Origin of the sequence: Clostridium formicaceticum (assembly GCF_001854185.1) — a bacterium.
Taxonomy (GTDB): Bacteria; Bacillota; Clostridia; order Peptostreptococcales; family Natronincolaceae; genus Andreesenella; species Andreesenella formicacetica.
In genome coordinates this window covers 1,496,796-1,512,211 of sequence record NZ_CP017603.1, presented here as the reverse complement: position 1 = coordinate 1,512,211, position 15,416 = coordinate 1,496,796, and the positions used below count along the sequence as shown (strand labels likewise).

The following is a 15,416-nucleotide window of genomic DNA, read 5'->3' as shown; positions in this document are numbered from 1 at the left end:
CCTTTAGGTATTAAATAAGATTGTTATTCACAACATCACAAATAGTTGTTATTACATTCTCTACATCCTCGCTCCTCATCCTAGGGAATAATGGTATAGTGATCATACTTTCATATAGATTCTCTGCATTGTAGCAAATTCCCTTTTGATAACCTAAGCTCTTATAATATGGCAAATAATAGACAGGTATATAGTGAACATTTACACCTATGTTTTTTTCTTTTAAAAGATTAAAGATTTCTTTTCTTCCTACTTTAAGCTTTTCTAACTCCAACTTTATGACATACAAATGCCAACTGGAATTTGTATCTTCCTTCTGATAAGGAACTGTTACGCCTTCTAGGTTTTTAAAGGCTTCATTATATCTAGCAGCAATTTCTCTTCTTCTAGCAACAAATTTATCTAATTTTCTTAATTGACTTATCCCTAATGCACATTGAATATCTGTCATGCGGTAGTTATATCCTAAATCTAATTGTTCATAATACCAAGGTCCTTCTTCTTTATTATGAAGCAACTCTTTATTTCTTGTAATTCCGTGACTTCTGAATAATAGCAACTTTTCGTATAATTCCTTCTGGCTAGTAGTAATCATTCCTCCTTCACCTGTAGTTATATGTTTTACAGGATGGAAACTAAAGGTGGTCATATCTGATATGCTGCCTATGTTTTTACCCTGATACTGAGCCCCTAATGCATGGGCAGCATCTTCTATCACAGTTAGATTATATTCTTCGGCTATTTTATGTATTTCCTTCATATCACAGGGTTGTCCCGTAAAATGTACTGGTATAATTGCCTTGGTTTTAGATGTAATATGTTTTCTTATTTCTTCTGAATCTATATTGTAGGTTTTAGGATCAATATCTGCAAAGACAGGCTTCCCACCACAATATAGCACACAATTGGCAGAAGCCGCAAAGGTAATAGGTGCCGTAATAACCTCATCCCCATCGCCTATGCCAGCTGCATAGCAAGCTGCATGTAGTGCAGCTGTTCCGTTAGAAATAGTTACTGCGTATTTAGCACCTACATATTCTGCAAATTTTTCTTCAAACTCTTCTACCTTATGACCAGTTGTTAAATAATCTGATCGCAATACGTCTACCACTGCTTGTATATCTTCTTCATCAATCCATTGTTTCCCGTAGGGTATGAATTTTTTTTTCATGGGTAACACCTTCTTTTTCTTTCATCATTTTAATTATAGCTCCTACAACTCGCTCAGTTCCTCTTCCATCTACTAAGTTTTGCTGTTTTTCAACCATTTCCTTTCTAGACTCAAAATTATTGATAAAAAATTTTATTCCTCTGATTATCTCTTCTTCTTTAAAGTTATAGTACCATCCTAGATTTTTTATGTATCCAAGCTCATCCATCTTTTCTGCAATAAAAGCCTGGTTTTTTGCTAATATAAATCCTAAAGTAGGCACACCACAAGCACAAAGCTCATATAATGTACTGCCACAGGAAGACAAGGCTATGTCGCAATTCAGCATTATCTTAGATATCTTTTCTATATTTTCATAAATAACAATATTTTTATATTTACTTTGTTTTTCTTTTATTTCAGCTTTGTTTATAAAACTATTTCCCATAATCACATGTAGCTCAATCTCATTAAATAAGTTTTCACTTCGTACCATATCTATCAGTTGCCCTGTAACTCCAAATGAATCTGAGGCACCAGTAGTTACCATGATTTTTTTTACTTTTTCAAACACATTTCTTATAGGAGTGTGTTTGAATTCCTCTCGGATAAGATTATAAGATGGCCCCAGTAAAAACTGTTGTTCTTTAAAATATGATTTATAACCTATATGCTTGCCAGTAATATTACCATTGATTACTACATCTACTGGATAAGTAAACGCATTAACATCATCTATATATGCTAGTATACTTACATAAGATTTTAAAAACATGAAGGTATCTTCTGTTACGTTATAATGGTCTATAATGAATATATCTACCTTTTTATTTTTCAAAATATTTGCTAATTCTTCTTTTTCACTCTCAAGGTGTTTTCCACCCTCATAAGTGAATCCTAATTCAATGTTGTATCCTTTGTCTTCCACAGTAAGAGGAATTATATCAAACCCATTTGCCTTGATTGCTTCTTTACCTTCTTTATACTTACTTATAAAAAACACTTCACAACCTTTTTGTTCAAACATTTTTCCTAAAGATATACACCTCATAATATGGCCCATACCAATATTGCAACCGCCATCTGCTCGAATACAAACTTTGTACATACTATCGAACCTTTCGTATTAACTCAAATGCTTCTACATATTTCTTTCCTATAACTGTCCCCCACTTTGCAGCAATGATTTTCAAAGCTTCTAATGATCTTGGATGAGGATACTCTCTTAACTCACTTTTGTAACAGCTTATAGCCTTCAATTTATCATCAATGGTATCTGTAACATCAACAAATACATTAGGTTTGAAGCTACTCTCCCCATACTTGAAATTCCACTCCGTGGAGGATGGAGTTTCAAAGGAATATATTTCCTTCACCGAATCGTCTCCTACTGGCCTGCAAGCTGTAAGTACTGCTTCGAATGTCACCCTATGGTCAATATTTAGATCTCCATAATGATGCGTATAAATAATATCTGGTCTTACTACTTCTACATATTCTTCAATTATTTTTATAATATCTAATAGATTCACTGAGTCGAATCTATTATCTGGAAGGTTAGCAAAAAAAATCTTTTCATAGCCTATAGTTTTAGCTGATTGGATTGCGTGCTTATGCAATGAATCAACTGCAGCTTTTTGAGCATCCTCACAACTGCTTTTTCTTGAAGTCACGCCTTCTCCTAGTATAAGGCATCGAACCAAGTCTCCTTGATTTACATGTTTTTTTATGGTGCCACCTAAACCTAGCACTTCATCATCAGGATGAGCTGCTATTACAAGAACTTTTATCATTTATAATCCTCCTAAGATAATACTTACTTTCTATATTCTTAATTCTTATCAAATGTTAATCCATAACTTTATCACCATAAATAAAAGTAGTTAATATCTTCTTTTAATACTCTTGTTCTTTATTTTATATTTCTATTATTCTTTTACTAAGTTCCCTTTTTTTATATAATTAACAGTGTCTTTGCCATAATAGAAAAGGAGATCCCATATAGTCATATAAGGAATAAACTCCCCCCAAACTTGTCTATAAACTGGATGATCATATTCATGATAAAGTAATTGAATGCCTTTGTTCTCAAACTTCCTTTCATCTATATAGTTCCTGCCATTAGGACCCGATATATATGTACTACCGCCAAAAAATTCCGTAATTTCAATTAGTAAGTCGTCTTTTTGTTTTGTCCAATTATAGCTAGATGCCCACTTAACATCAACTTGCAGGTCTAAATAATCTATTAGAATATTTAACATATCTTTTACAACTTGGTTTAAGCTTGTTCTTTTTACTGAGTAGAAATTATCTAAAAGCTTAATGACTTCATCATAAAATGGTGTCTTTCTATAATAGTGTACAAAACTTTTAAAATGTTTTTCTTCCCAGTTTTCGCCATTTAATATTAATAAATCTTTAATTTGATTGCTTTTAGAATTTACTCTATCAATAGGAATTGATAGCCAAAAGTCTCCATTATCTGTTCTTATTTTATTTCTATGTTCGAAAGCCCGTCTTTGATGCTGAACATTATCTAACATCACAAAAGTATCTGATAAAATCATTCTCTCAATATAATTACATGCAGGCAAATACCTCGGCTGACTAATAGCTATTTTTTTCATCTCCAAATAACTCCTCTAATTTTTTACAATTAATTACACGCTTAACGATTTATAATGGTTTTATCTCTTTATTAAAGAGATAAGATTATAAGTAATTACAGTAAACACTTTTATTTTATTTAATCATACTCCAACGTAACGGCGTTCCCCTTTGTATTTCTTCACTAGCATATTTTCCTATTATCTCATCAAAATATTTAGGTGCTAGTCCGTTTCCAGGTCGAATTATTCTAATATTATCTTTTGTAAAAACTTCACCTTTTGCTACTTCTTTTACTGCAAAAATAGATTTTCGAAACATTCTATTCTTTTCTTCTTTTTCCGATACCTCATAGCTAATTGTACCTATGGCCTTTTCAACTTGTCTTATATCCTCTACCATTTTTTTAAACTCATGGGGCTCCATGGAAAAAGAAGCATCAGGATTTTCTATTTGCCTGCTCATGCAAAAATGCTTTTCTATAACTTTAGCTCCCATAGCAACTGCTGTAATAGCTGCAATAGATCCTAATGAATGATCGGACAATCCTACTATAACTCCAAAGGTTTCAGATATGTTTTGCATTGTTTTTAAATTCATGTCATCTGGTATAGCTGGATACTCGCTTGAACATTTTAATAAACATAATTGTTCATTGCCTTGTGAACGAACAGCTCTTACAGCTTCTTCAATTTCTCCCAATGTTCCCATTCCTGTAGACATAATAATTGGCTTTCCTTTAGAGGCTACATATTTTATTAGAGGGATATCTATCAATTCAAAAGAAGCTATCTTATAAAATTCTACACCTAAGTCTTCTAGAAAGTCTACTGCCGTAAAATCGAAGGGGGTAGAGAAGAAATCTAGCCCAACTTTTTCCGCTTCTTTTTTTAGTTTTCCATGCCATTCCCAAGGAGTATAAGCTTTTTCATAAAGTCTATATAAATTTTCATTCTTCCATGTGCCTTGTTCTATTTGAAAATATTTTTTATTAGAGCTTATTGTTATAGTATCAGCAGTATAAGTTTGTATCTTGATACAATCTGCACCACTTTCTTTCGCAGCATGAATAATCTCTATTGCTCTGCTTATATCGCCAGCATGGTTTGCAGACATTTCTGCTATGATATAAGCTGGTTGCTTATCTCCGATTAGTCTATTTTTTATCTTTAAAAACTTTCCCATAATATCACTCCTTGAATGTCTAGTTTACTACGTTTTTATATGACTTTATGATAAGATATTTTCTACTTTCTTACTTTAATATCTGGTACTAAGTTAATATAGACTTAAAACTTAGTTCTTCTATTTTTTCCTTTATTAACAATCTCTTTAGGCTTTATAAAACGATTATGTAGCAAATTCTTCTTTTAATTAATTTTACGTCTGCTTACTAAACTCTATAAATTCTTCTTTTCTCTCCTCAGTATACCCTGCTTTAATAAAAGCTTTTTTTGATGCTGTATTAGCATATTTCACTTTTCCAACTAGTTTAACTACTGGTATCTTATATTCTTTAATTAACCTAGTTATCCCAGTTAATAGTTCAACGCCATATCCCTTTCCTCGATAACATTTTGCAATGCTATAATCAATAGTACCTATTCTTTCTTCAATGTCAATTCTAATTTGACCTATATCCTCATTATTTCTACTAGCAATAAATATTTTCGTAGTATCAGAAGCTATTTTTTTCTTAAACCACTCTTTATGTTCGTCATATCTAATTACTTTACTTCTAAATGCATTTGCTCTAACTTTTTCATCGTTTACCCATTTAAACATCAAATCGCAATCTCTTTCTGTAGCAATCCTAAATTTTATGGACATCTATTTCACCCACTCAATAGAAATATGAAGTTACATATCTAATCGTATTCCACTATTTATAGTTTTTAACTATGATTTTCCTGCCATCTAAAACAAAACTTTCATTTTCTTCTGTTTTTCTTGGAACAAAACATTGGCTACAGACTTCAAGTTCTTTAAAGCCATTTGCTTTTTTATGAGTTTCCCTTATATAGTTTAATTTACTACTGTGCCAAATCTCATATACAGTTTCTTCATTAGCATTTCCTATATGTCCTCTACTTTTTCCATATTCATCACAAGCACACATCAAGGCATATCCATCAGCGCCGATAACTAGTCTTTGATATAGCTGAGGACAATAAAAAAAATCTTCGTAAGCAATGTCACTAGTTTTGCTGGAAAACTCTATAAGTGGATTAAAAGCTATTAAGTCAACATATTGCTTAAAAGTATTATAATATTTCTCAGGATCATCCTTTATTGCAGGCCAAATCGTCTGTATCTTTACAACTGGTCTTTTAACACCCAGCTTTTCTTTTATACTTTTTAAGGAGATAACACTATTTAATATATTATTAAATTTCATCGGTTTTCTTATTGTTTCATATGTTTCCCCAACTCCATCTATTGAAATAGTGATCCAGTCGACTTCTGATCTTATGATTTTTTCAATAAACTCATAATCTAGTTTGCTTCCATTAGTAAGAAAAGACACTTCTTTAATCCCTTTTTTCTTTGCATATTGAATACACTCTATAAAATTCGGATGTAATGTAGCTTCGCCTCTAAGGCTTAATCTCAACGCAGGCACCTTGCCTGCTATTTCATCAATGATTTTTTTATACAAGCTAAAATCCATATAGCTTTTTTTAATATTCTTTCTAAATTTTTTTGTAATTGTATAGCACATAGGGCAGCTTAGATTACATATAGTCGATAATTCTAGATCAACTAATAAGGGATATTCTGAAACAATACATTCTTGAGGATATTTTATCCAGTTGTTTCTATACTGTTTATACTCTTCCTCCCATCCTTCTCCCCTATTTTTCTCAAATAACCTTTCTCTATTTTCTGTTTCCATTGAATAGTTTCCTTTATTTATTGGTACACTTTTACTCATAACAATCATGTACTCCTTGCATAATATATTTAGGTTATTAAAGGCAACCTGTAACCCTTTTTAGATGAAATGTTATGTATCCACATGTATGATTAGATTATTGAATAGAGGAGTCTCATTCACTTCTTGAGATACTGTCCCATATCTGGAAAACTGGCATCGCTTTAATCTTAGCATCTATATTAAAACTTGTCGTTAACAGGTATTTTTGTAGTGCAATTTTACTGATTTTGTCTAATCGTTATTTTTGCATTTCAGCTATTAAGCTTTTATAGTTGATCTTTCTAACGTTACATGAAAAATTATATCTATCACGCTTAAAAGGTAACTTAGAATCTAAATTACCTTTTAATTTATGAAAAGTCTTTTTGCCAAGAGTATGCTAAACCTTCTTTTGACTTATATGTTTATTAATATCATACAATTCTGGTCTCCTGTTGAACAATTTTATAACATCATCTAAATAAAAATCATGCCTTCCTTCGTATAATTCTTTATATATTTCTGTAATAAGCTGAAAATCTTCCTCCGTATCTAAAGTCCATCTATATCTTGAGTAATCCACTTCATTCTTATAGTAATATATTTTCTCACTATTTTCATATATATAAGGTGTTACATGTTCTCTCTGATATAGTTGTTTAGCTTTTTCATGGGCTTCTTTTAGTATGCAGAAGGAAAAAACCTCCACATCTAGTCCTCTTGGATACGTTCTTTGTCCTAAATCTGAACCTGCATTAGTTACTAAATCATAGTTATTTTCTAAATAATAATTTATAATTTCATCTGCTATATAGGGGTCTATTAAGGGACAGTCGGAGGTAATCCTCACTACTACATCAGCTTCATTTTCTAAAGCGGCTTTATAATATCTCCCTAATACATCTTCTTCACTTCCTCTATAAAATTTAGTCCCATTATTAAGGGATTCAGCAACAATTGCATCATCTTCTTTGGATATAGTTGTAGCGATAACAATTTCATTAACTAATTTCGATTGCTTTACTCTTTCAATATCGTGTGCTAGAACTGTTTTTCCACATAAATCTTTTAGAACTTTTCCCTGTAACCTAGTAGAACCCATTCTTGCCTGTATTATTGCAACCACTTTTTTGATTTCAAACACCTCCTTCATTTTATATACACATGTATTTATAACAAGCAACAATCTTAATCTTCTAAGTTCAACATCGCTATCCTTTCTCGCAATGAGTCAATATTCAGCCACTCACTATTCGTACTGGAATTATACTCAAACTCATCTTTAATAGGCTTTCCTCCTTTGGTAAAATATCTCTTGGAAGACCACCAGTCGAAATGGGGATATATGATGTAGTGTTTTTCATATTCATAGGTCATCCTTGCATCATCTTTTGTAATCATTACTTCATGAAGTTTTTCTCCTTCTCTTATACCTATTTCCTTAAACGAACAGTGTGGAAGCATCGCCTTAGCTAAATCTGTGATTTTAAAAGAAGGTATTTTAGAAATATAAGTTTCTCCACCCTTAGACTCCTCCAACGCTTTAAATACAAGTTCTACCCCTTCTTCTAATGTTATCCAAAACCTAGTCATTCTGAAATCTGTTATAGGAAGTTCTTTCTCCCCCCTATCAATCAGACTTTTAAAGTAAGGAATAACAGATCCCCTGCTGCCTGCCACATTTCCATAACGAACCACAGAGAACACTGTCCCCTTCTCTCCAGAATAGGCAGTAGCAGAAGTAAATAATTTGTCCGATACTAGTTTTGTGCCTCCATACAGATTAATAGGATTTACTGCTTTGTCAGTTGATAGTGCAACCACTTTTTTTACTCCTCTATCCAAAGCTGCATCTACTACATTTTGTGCTCCATGAATGTTGGTTTTAATAGCTTCGAAAGGATTATATTCACAAACTGGAACCTGTTTCATAGCTGCCGCATGAATTACATAATCAACATCTTTAAATGCCCTGTATAATCGATCCTTATCACGAACATCTCCTATAAAAAAACGTAATTTTGCCATTTGCTCTTCTGTTAGTTTTTTTAAAAGCATATTTTTCATATTATACTGCTTGTACTCATCTCTTGAATAAATAACTAATCTTTTAGGACTGTATTTATCAAAAATCTTTTCTACAAATTTTTTGCCAAAAGAACCTGTCCCTCCTGTTATTAATATAGATGCATTGTTTAGCATAATTAATCTCCTTCTAAACTCGTAATATTTTTTTATTTCTTTAAGAAGTCCTCAATATGTAAAACCGCTAGAGGTACTCCCTCTCCTAAAACCTTTAAAGTTTTTACAACGCTTGCGTCATCAAGCAGATCTATGATACTTCTATTCAACCATTTACCGGCAGAGGGCGTGAACTCTGTCTGCAAATAACTGTGTCTTGTTATTCCATAAGCAAACTCTACTTCCTCAATATCCTCTAGCCTTATATTACTCTTGTGCTTATAATGCTGTAATATTTTATTAAAATAATCTTCCTTAGAGTTGGCTTTTTTTATAGCAGTAATATCACCATAATAAGCATCGCTTTCTATTATCACATTTTTTTTCATCATTACAGCCTCTAAGGCTATCGTTGATGTATAGGGAAGAATTAATTCAGCTTTCTCTATCAATCGATAAGTATTAACGTTTTCTTCACTTCTTACATATCGAAACCTTTTATTTCCTTCAAATTTTTTATTTAATTCTAAGAATAAATCCTCTCCGCTTTTTGAAACTTCTTCAAATTTTTTATACTTTAGCAAATTGTGATTTACACCCACTTGATTTTTTTCAGCAGGATGTTGCCTTATAGCAACTGTAGCATTTGTATGTTTTAGTATAAAGTCAACTGTCTCTATAACCCAATTCCTAATAGAAGAAAAAAATCTGCTTTTTCCTAGCGCAGCTGCATCCCAACCTACATTTAGTGGTATGATAATGTTATATTCCTCATCGGATCTATCTTCATAATAAGAAATCTCTTGGCAGACTCCATTTGCTACCCGCCCTTTTGAGGCAATATTTTCTTTAAACTTCTGTCTTCCTAATTCAACAAATTTCTCTTTTATTTCTATATTTGAGAAATATTCCTTTAATATCTTTTTTACGTCCATCATATGTCCACAAGGCGCATTTGTTGACAAAAAACCTCCCTCTGGTCCAATGTCACAACTTGCAACCTCAATCCCTTTTACTTTACCCATCCATGAATATAACCCCATACAGTCATATATTCCTGTAAACACTATCAATCTTTGAAAATCTATCCTATTAAAAAGAGACTTTATGCTTTTCAAGTTGTTGGTAAGTTTATTTGCATACTCTTCCTTAAAATGAAGCAGCTCATCCCTCATTGAACTCGCTCTATACTTCCATATGGTATTTAACTCTGCTAGCCTGTTTATTTCATTCTTATCAGCCACATCCAGTTTCGCTTCTGGCATATCACTAACTTTTATAACTTGCAATTTCAGTTTGCTGCTTAATAAATTTATACTTTCTTTTATTTGTTCATTTTGATATTCTGTTGATCCCTGCCAATCTATTAGCATATCACTGTGTTTGTTAACATCATCCCAAATTATAATTACATTATGCCCTTGGTATTTTAATAAAGCTGCTATCGTCATAAAATAAAAAGGTACGAGAGTAAATATATAACTATATATAACGACACCAATAGGCTTCGTCTTGGGCTCTAAATTGCATTTGGATGATTTTACATGCTTCTTAAATTCTTCTAATTTAGGCATTCTTAGAACAAATCTTTCAAAATCAGCTTTATAATTGTCTAATTGAAGAAATGCTTTTAACTTTATAAACATTTTTCCTAGGTCAATAATTATATACTTTGATATATTAAATGATTTAATTTGTTCAGTTATTTCCTTTAAAAAACTACTAGTTACTAAAACCGCAATTTCTTCATTTTCATTTAGTAGTACTTGAGGATCAAATATTGATATACCATTCAAATCTTTTCCCCATTTCTTACAATCATTATCTACATAATAATCGACTTTAAATGGAAGAAACTTCACCATTTCCTCTGCAATAGAAGTTGCTCCAAAAACAATAATTTTTTTATTCTTTGTATCCTGTAAAAAGCTTTGCCATTCAGTTTTTTCTACAATTTCATATAGGTTTAAATTATTTTGCATATGCACCATTGGTTATAGCGTTAAATACTATAACTTTTTCGCCCCCTATCCATGTTTATAAATAATCTCATTATGTTCAGTATAATTTATCTTGCATCTTTTCAGTATCTTTATAATGTTGCAGATTTTTTCTACTGATTCTAATTGCAACTCCCCATAAAAAGGCAGTGCCAACACCCTTTGTACTGATTTTCGAGCCTGGGAAAGATTTGGATCGTTAGAAGGTTTTACATCTTGATACCACTGAAAATCACTGCATAATGGATAAAAATATTTTCTTGTAAAGATATTATACTTTTTCAATTCTTCATGGAGCCAATCTCTCGATTTTCCGTAATTCTCTTGATCAACTTCTATTACAAAGTACTGATAACTATTGCTGCTCCCACTAAATTTAGTCGCAATTTTTATTCCTTCAATCTCTGCAAACCTTTTTTCATAAAGACCTTTTATTTTTTCCCTTTTGCGTTTTTCTTCTTCTACTAGTTTCAATACTTCTAGGCCTATACCTGCCTGAACCTCATTGAGCTTAGCATTAATTCCTGACAACACCACTTCTTCGGGACCAGCTATGCCAAAATTTTTCAAAAGGTTCAAATTTTTTTCTAACGAAGCATCTTTAAAAGTTAATGCTCCACCTTCTATCGTGTTGAATAATTTAGTAGCATGAAAGCTAAACATGGTCATATCCCCAAACTCACCTATGGGTATACCATCTACTTCTGTTCCAAAGGCATGCGCTGCATCATATATTACTTTCAAGTTGTTCTTTTCAGCTATTTTGTTGATTTGGTTTACATTGCAAGGGTTCCCATAGACATGTACTGCAAGAATCGCACTTGTTTTTTCTGTAATCAACGCCTCTATCTGATTAGCATCTATATTTAAAGTATCCTTATCTATATCACAAAAAACTGGTATTAACCCATTCCAATCTAACGCCTGTATAGTAGCAGGAAAAGTAAAGGGTGTAGTGATCACCTCTCCTGACAATTGCAATGCCTTTAATCCTAATAATAATGCTAATGTGCCATTATTAAAGAGAACTAAATGATTGAGCTTTAAGTATTTTCTTAATTCATTTTGTAACTTTTCATGTTGAGCACCATTATTTGTTAACCATTTACTATCAAATACTTCTTTCATTTTAGCATTTATATTTCCTAGTTCAGGAATTAATGGCCTTGTTATGTAAATAGGTTCTGCAAAAGGTGTTTCCATACAATGTTCCTCCTGTTCTTCCTAAAAAACCTTAATCACAATATCAAAATAGAACCTATTAATTTAAATCTTTAGATGCCTTTCAACTTCTTCATTCTTAACGAACCAATCTATTATATCAACAAATGATTCTACAAGTCCTATTTTAGGTCTCCAACCTGTATCTGTACTAATTCTTTTTATGTCCATCCCTAGATCTAGACTAATTTCTTCCGACCTTATTACTACATTTGAAGTTTTTTTCTGTAAAGCTCTAGCCGCACAATTTACTGTATCTGCAACAACCTTAATGTTTGTAGGAACCCCTGATCCGATATTATATACACTCTTCCATTTTGTTGGAGATAAATTTAGCAAGCTAATTATACCTGCTGCTGCATCACGGACATCCAATAGATCTAAATTTTGTGTTCCGCCTCTAATAATAATATCTTCATTTTTCAATACTGTCTTTATAAATTTATATGAAAGCTCGTTATTTGAAAGATTAGGGCCTAAGATACTTGATAGTCTTATAGATGTTGCACATATTTGTGTATTATTTTCGTTAATATTTGATACCATTAATTCACTAGCCCATTTAGCTTGTCCATAAGGTGTTTCAGGAATTGGTATTAAACACTCTTTCCATAGAGGAGGCCTAGACAATCCATAAACAGCCTGACTTGATACATTAATAACTGCTGGAACGTGGTGCTTATATGCTGTATTCATTATCCAGTTTGTAAACTGTAACCCTTGAGAGATAGACTGAAGCCCCTCATGACTTCTGCCAAAGGCAGCGTGAATAAGAACATCTACATGCCCAAAACTATATAACCCCTGTTCAATATTCTCTACTGTAAATATTTTAACCCCATTACTTTTTGAAAAAAACTTCTTTGCTTTCCTCGCATCCCTTACAAGACAGACGATAGTCTCAATATCCCTGCGTTGTAATAACTGTCTAACAATTTCTGTGCCTAAAAATCCCGTTGCTCCTGTAAGGAGAACTGTTTTACCTGTTTTTCTCCAGTTTCCGTATCCCACGTTCTCCACCGTTTTATCCAATTCATGATTTCTTCCATACTGGATAGTACGATTGCTAACCTGTCTTATTCCCACACGCCTTTCATTGAGTTTAAGTTCCTCTATTGGTTCATCTACATTCATAAAATCCTTAATCAATGCTTCTACTTCATTAAAGCCCATCATCGCCCGCAATCCAGTAATACCTGTAAACCTCGCATTCATTTCAAAAAATTTGGGTCCCTCATTAGTGATTCTTCCTTGTATGTTAATAGGGCCTTTTAAACCTATCTTCACTAGATAGGTAATAATCTTGTCTAATGACTGCCATATAACATCGTTGCTATATGGAATAATTTCTATCGGCACGCCTCCCTTCAGCTTATTATAGGTAGCACACTTTCCAATAATATTGCCTTTTTTTCCTATCACAAATTGGACCGATATTTCTGCTACCTGAGAAACATTTCCCTGCTGAAGATTGTACACATAGCTTTCGTAGTTAGGATCATCAACGTGAGGAACAGCGATCTCTTGTATTACTTGTTGATCATTGATTAATTTAAAGTCTTCATATGAATTAATGATCACTAATCCATTGGAAGAAAATCCACTTCTAGGTTTTGCAATCAATGGAAATCTCACTTGATCTTTGTTGTATTGATTAATGAGGGATTCTTTGTTATAACTATTAACAAATACTTTTTCAATGTTATTTAAGATATTGCTCATTTTTTCTTTATCTCTACAGAGTTCAATGACTTCCGGACTTGCAACAATAGGTATTACCCCCATTTTTTTAAATTCATTTATGTTTAAAGAAATATTATATAGTTCATCATCTAACCCTGGAATCAATACCTGTATTTTATGTTTTTTACATTGAGACAGTAATGCCTCAATATAATCTGCTGCATATATATTTGGCAAGGTATCTTGTAGGTCACAATCATAAGCACCAAAAGCCATAGGATTTGCGCCTAGCCCTATTTTATACAAGGACATTTTCGATAATCGACATGAGTCTATAACACTCTGCCCCACGCCACTGCCCACACTTGTTATTCCAACCCTTATGCTATTTTTCATAATAAAATATTCCTTTCCACCTATTTTCAGCCTTCTCCTAGCTAAGGACTAGACATTCTCTACGATATCGCATAATGATATAATTTCAGCGTTTACTTTGTTTTTCAATAGAGATGCTTTAATATTATCAAAATCGAAAACTGGCGTAATAATAATCGCATCTACAGAGAAACCTTCATCTATTTCTTCAGGCTTTATTACAGTTCTATTATCAGAGGATAGTATATTTTTATCTATAAAAAATGAAATAGCAATAGTAGAATTTTCTAGCTTATTCGCTAATAAATTGCCTGAAGTTCCTGCTCCATATATAGCTATCCTATTAAAGCTTTTCCTGTTAAAATAATCTATAACTTTCTCCCTGCTCATTGCATACTTTAAACGGTTCATCAGACTAGAATATTTTTTTCTAAGAATTAAACCATCTATACTTTGTTGGATATAATGCCTATACTTTTCAGGCACATATCCTAAAGCTAACTTTCTACACTGAAGTATTAACTCATCATGTTTACTAGGATCCTTGTTGGTGGCACTATTGGGATTTATTCTATATACCCCCATAATCTCTTCTGAACAATAGCCCAATCCTTTTTCTAAAAATAGTATGTGAAATATATAGTCCCCATAAGGAACCTGATACCAAATTGTTGGTGGCTTGTCTAAGGCTTCTTTTCTAAACATAATACTAAGGGTTCTCATGTACCATTGATTCGGTTCTCTATTATTATTTGCATCTCCTTTTAAAAAATCTTTCAGATTAAACTTAGCGTTGCTAAAAACCCTATCACCTACAAAGTTTTTAGTACCCTCATTATATATCTTATAAGAATGAGCACAAAAGCTACAATCAAGATTATTATCTAAAAATTCTATTTGTTTTTGAAGCTTTTTCTCATCTGTCCAATAATCATCACCTTCAAGTAATGCCACATACTGACCTTGGCACATGGGCAAAGTAGAAATAAAATTTTTTCTCCCACCAACATTACGATTGTGCAAATTTAATTTAATTATATCAGGATATTCCTTTTTATACGCTGTAATTATTTTTCTTGTATTGTCAGTAGAGCAGTCTTCGCCTATAACTAATTCGTATGTAAAACTTGTATCTTGCCTCAAAACACTTTCTATCGCTTCTTTTATATAGTTTTCATGATTGTAAGTAAGCATTAAGACACTAACTTTTACCATCTATTTAGGCCTCCTTCAAATCTTGTTTCTATTCGTTACTAGCTCTATGTTTTGCAGCATTCCC

Annotated in this window: 13 protein-coding genes; all 13 read right to left on the bottom strand. The window is 32.3% G+C overall.

Going from position 1 to position 15,416, the window contains the following annotated elements:
- Window positions 1–10: 10 nt before the first annotated feature.
- The gene (pseC, locus tag BJL90_RS07045; RefSeq protein WP_070965831.1) at window positions 11–1,171 is read right to left on the bottom strand and encodes a UDP-4-amino-4,6-dideoxy-N-acetyl-beta-L-altrosamine transaminase; all 1,161 of its coding nucleotides are present in this window, start codon (window positions 1,169–1,171) and stop codon (window positions 11–13) included.
- Entirely contained in the window at window positions 1,131–2,258 is a 1,128-nt protein-coding gene (gene pseG, locus BJL90_RS07040) for a UDP-2,4-diacetamido-2,4,6-trideoxy-beta-L-altropyranose hydrolase (protein WP_070965828.1), read from the bottom strand. Before pseG ends, pseC begins: the two co-directional genes overlap by 41 nt.
- A gap of 1 nt (window position 2,259) precedes the next feature.
- Window positions 2,260–2,943 (bottom strand): PIG-L deacetylase family protein, encoded by a 684-nt coding sequence (locus BJL90_RS07035; RefSeq protein ID WP_070965821.1) that lies wholly within the window; start codon window positions 2,941–2,943, stop codon window positions 2,260–2,262.
- Between the two features lie 135 nt (window positions 2,944–3,078).
- Entirely contained in the window at window positions 3,079–3,780 is a 702-nt protein-coding gene (locus tag BJL90_RS07030; protein WP_070965819.1) for a WbqC family protein, read from the bottom strand.
- 115 nt (window positions 3,781–3,895) lie between these two features.
- Window positions 3,896–4,945, bottom strand: coding sequence for a pseudaminic acid synthase (pseI, locus tag BJL90_RS07025; RefSeq protein WP_070965816.1), 1,050 nt, complete (start codon window positions 4,943–4,945; stop codon window positions 3,896–3,898).
- A 195-nt stretch (window positions 4,946–5,140) separates the two neighbouring features.
- Window positions 5,141–5,590: a GNAT family N-acetyltransferase gene (locus BJL90_RS07020; RefSeq protein WP_070965814.1), complete on the bottom strand. Its 450-nt coding sequence runs from the start codon at window positions 5,588–5,590 to the stop codon at window positions 5,141–5,143.
- A gap of 52 nt (window positions 5,591–5,642) precedes the next feature.
- Window positions 5,643–6,695: a radical SAM/SPASM domain-containing protein gene (locus BJL90_RS07015; RefSeq protein WP_070965811.1), complete on the bottom strand. Its 1,053-nt coding sequence runs from the start codon at window positions 6,693–6,695 to the stop codon at window positions 5,643–5,645.
- 382 nt (window positions 6,696–7,077) lie between these two features.
- The gene (locus tag BJL90_RS07010) at window positions 7,078–7,830 is read right to left on the bottom strand and encodes a cytidylyltransferase domain-containing protein (protein WP_070973053.1); all 753 of its coding nucleotides are present in this window, start codon (window positions 7,828–7,830) and stop codon (window positions 7,078–7,080) included.
- 35 nt (window positions 7,831–7,865) lie between these two features.
- Window positions 7,866–8,879, bottom strand: a complete 1,014-nt coding sequence (pseB, locus tag BJL90_RS07005) for a UDP-N-acetylglucosamine 4,6-dehydratase (inverting) (RefSeq protein WP_070965808.1) — start codon at window positions 8,877–8,879, stop codon at window positions 7,866–7,868.
- A gap of 32 nt (window positions 8,880–8,911) precedes the next feature.
- A complete protein-coding gene (locus BJL90_RS07000; protein ID WP_070965805.1) occupies window positions 8,912–10,849 on the bottom strand; it encodes a hypothetical protein in 1,938 nt (645 codons plus the stop codon).
- Window positions 10,850–10,885: 36 nt separating this feature from the next.
- Window positions 10,886–12,061 (bottom strand): DegT/DnrJ/EryC1/StrS family aminotransferase, encoded by a 1,176-nt coding sequence (locus tag BJL90_RS06995; protein ID WP_070965802.1) that lies wholly within the window; start codon window positions 12,059–12,061, stop codon window positions 10,886–10,888.
- A 63-nt stretch (window positions 12,062–12,124) separates the two neighbouring features.
- Entirely contained in the window at window positions 12,125–14,158 is a 2,034-nt protein-coding gene (locus tag BJL90_RS06990) for an NAD-dependent epimerase/dehydratase family protein (RefSeq protein WP_070965800.1), read from the bottom strand.
- A gap of 48 nt (window positions 14,159–14,206) precedes the next feature.
- The gene (locus tag BJL90_RS06985) at window positions 14,207–15,352 is read right to left on the bottom strand and encodes a glycosyltransferase (protein WP_070965797.1); all 1,146 of its coding nucleotides are present in this window, start codon (window positions 15,350–15,352) and stop codon (window positions 14,207–14,209) included.
- Window positions 15,353–15,416 lie beyond the last annotated feature (64 nt).

Coding starts and splice junctions, on each gene's coding strand:
- pseI (WP_070965816.1), bottom strand. CDS start 4,945: ATGGGAAAGTTTTTAAAGATAAAAAATAGACTAATCGGAGATAAGCAA.
- BJL90_RS07000 (WP_070965805.1), bottom strand. CDS start 10,849: ATGGTGCATATGCAAAATAATTTAAACCTATATGAAATTGTAGAAAAA.
- BJL90_RS07030 (WP_070965819.1), bottom strand. CDS start 3,780: ATGAAAAAAATAGCTATTAGTCAGCCGAGGTATTTGCCTGCATGTAAT.
- pseG (WP_070965828.1), bottom strand. CDS start 2,258: ATGTACAAAGTTTGTATTCGAGCAGATGGCGGTTGCAATATTGGTATG.
- pseC (WP_070965831.1), bottom strand. CDS start 1,171: ATGAAAAAAAAATTCATACCCTACGGGAAACAATGGATTGATGAAGAA.
- BJL90_RS07015 (WP_070965811.1), bottom strand. CDS start 6,695: ATGAGTAAAAGTGTACCAATAAATAAAGGAAACTATTCAATGGAAACA.
- BJL90_RS06990 (WP_070965800.1), bottom strand. CDS start 14,158: ATGAAAAATAGCATAAGGGTTGGAATAACAAGTGTGGGCAGTGGCGTG.
- BJL90_RS06995 (WP_070965802.1), bottom strand. CDS start 12,061: ATGGAAACACCTTTTGCAGAACCTATTTACATAACAAGGCCATTAATT.
- BJL90_RS06985 (WP_070965797.1), bottom strand. CDS start 15,352: ATGGTAAAAGTTAGTGTCTTAATGCTTACTTACAATCATGAAAACTAT.
- BJL90_RS07020 (WP_070965814.1), bottom strand. CDS start 5,590: ATGTCCATAAAATTTAGGATTGCTACAGAAAGAGATTGCGATTTGATG.
- pseB (WP_070965808.1), bottom strand. CDS start 8,879: ATGCTAAACAATGCATCTATATTAATAACAGGAGGGACAGGTTCTTTT.
- BJL90_RS07035 (WP_070965821.1), bottom strand. CDS start 2,943: ATGATAAAAGTTCTTGTAATAGCAGCTCATCCTGATGATGAAGTGCTA.
- BJL90_RS07010 (WP_070973053.1), bottom strand. CDS start 7,830: ATGAAGGAGGTGTTTGAAATCAAAAAAGTGGTTGCAATAATACAGGCA.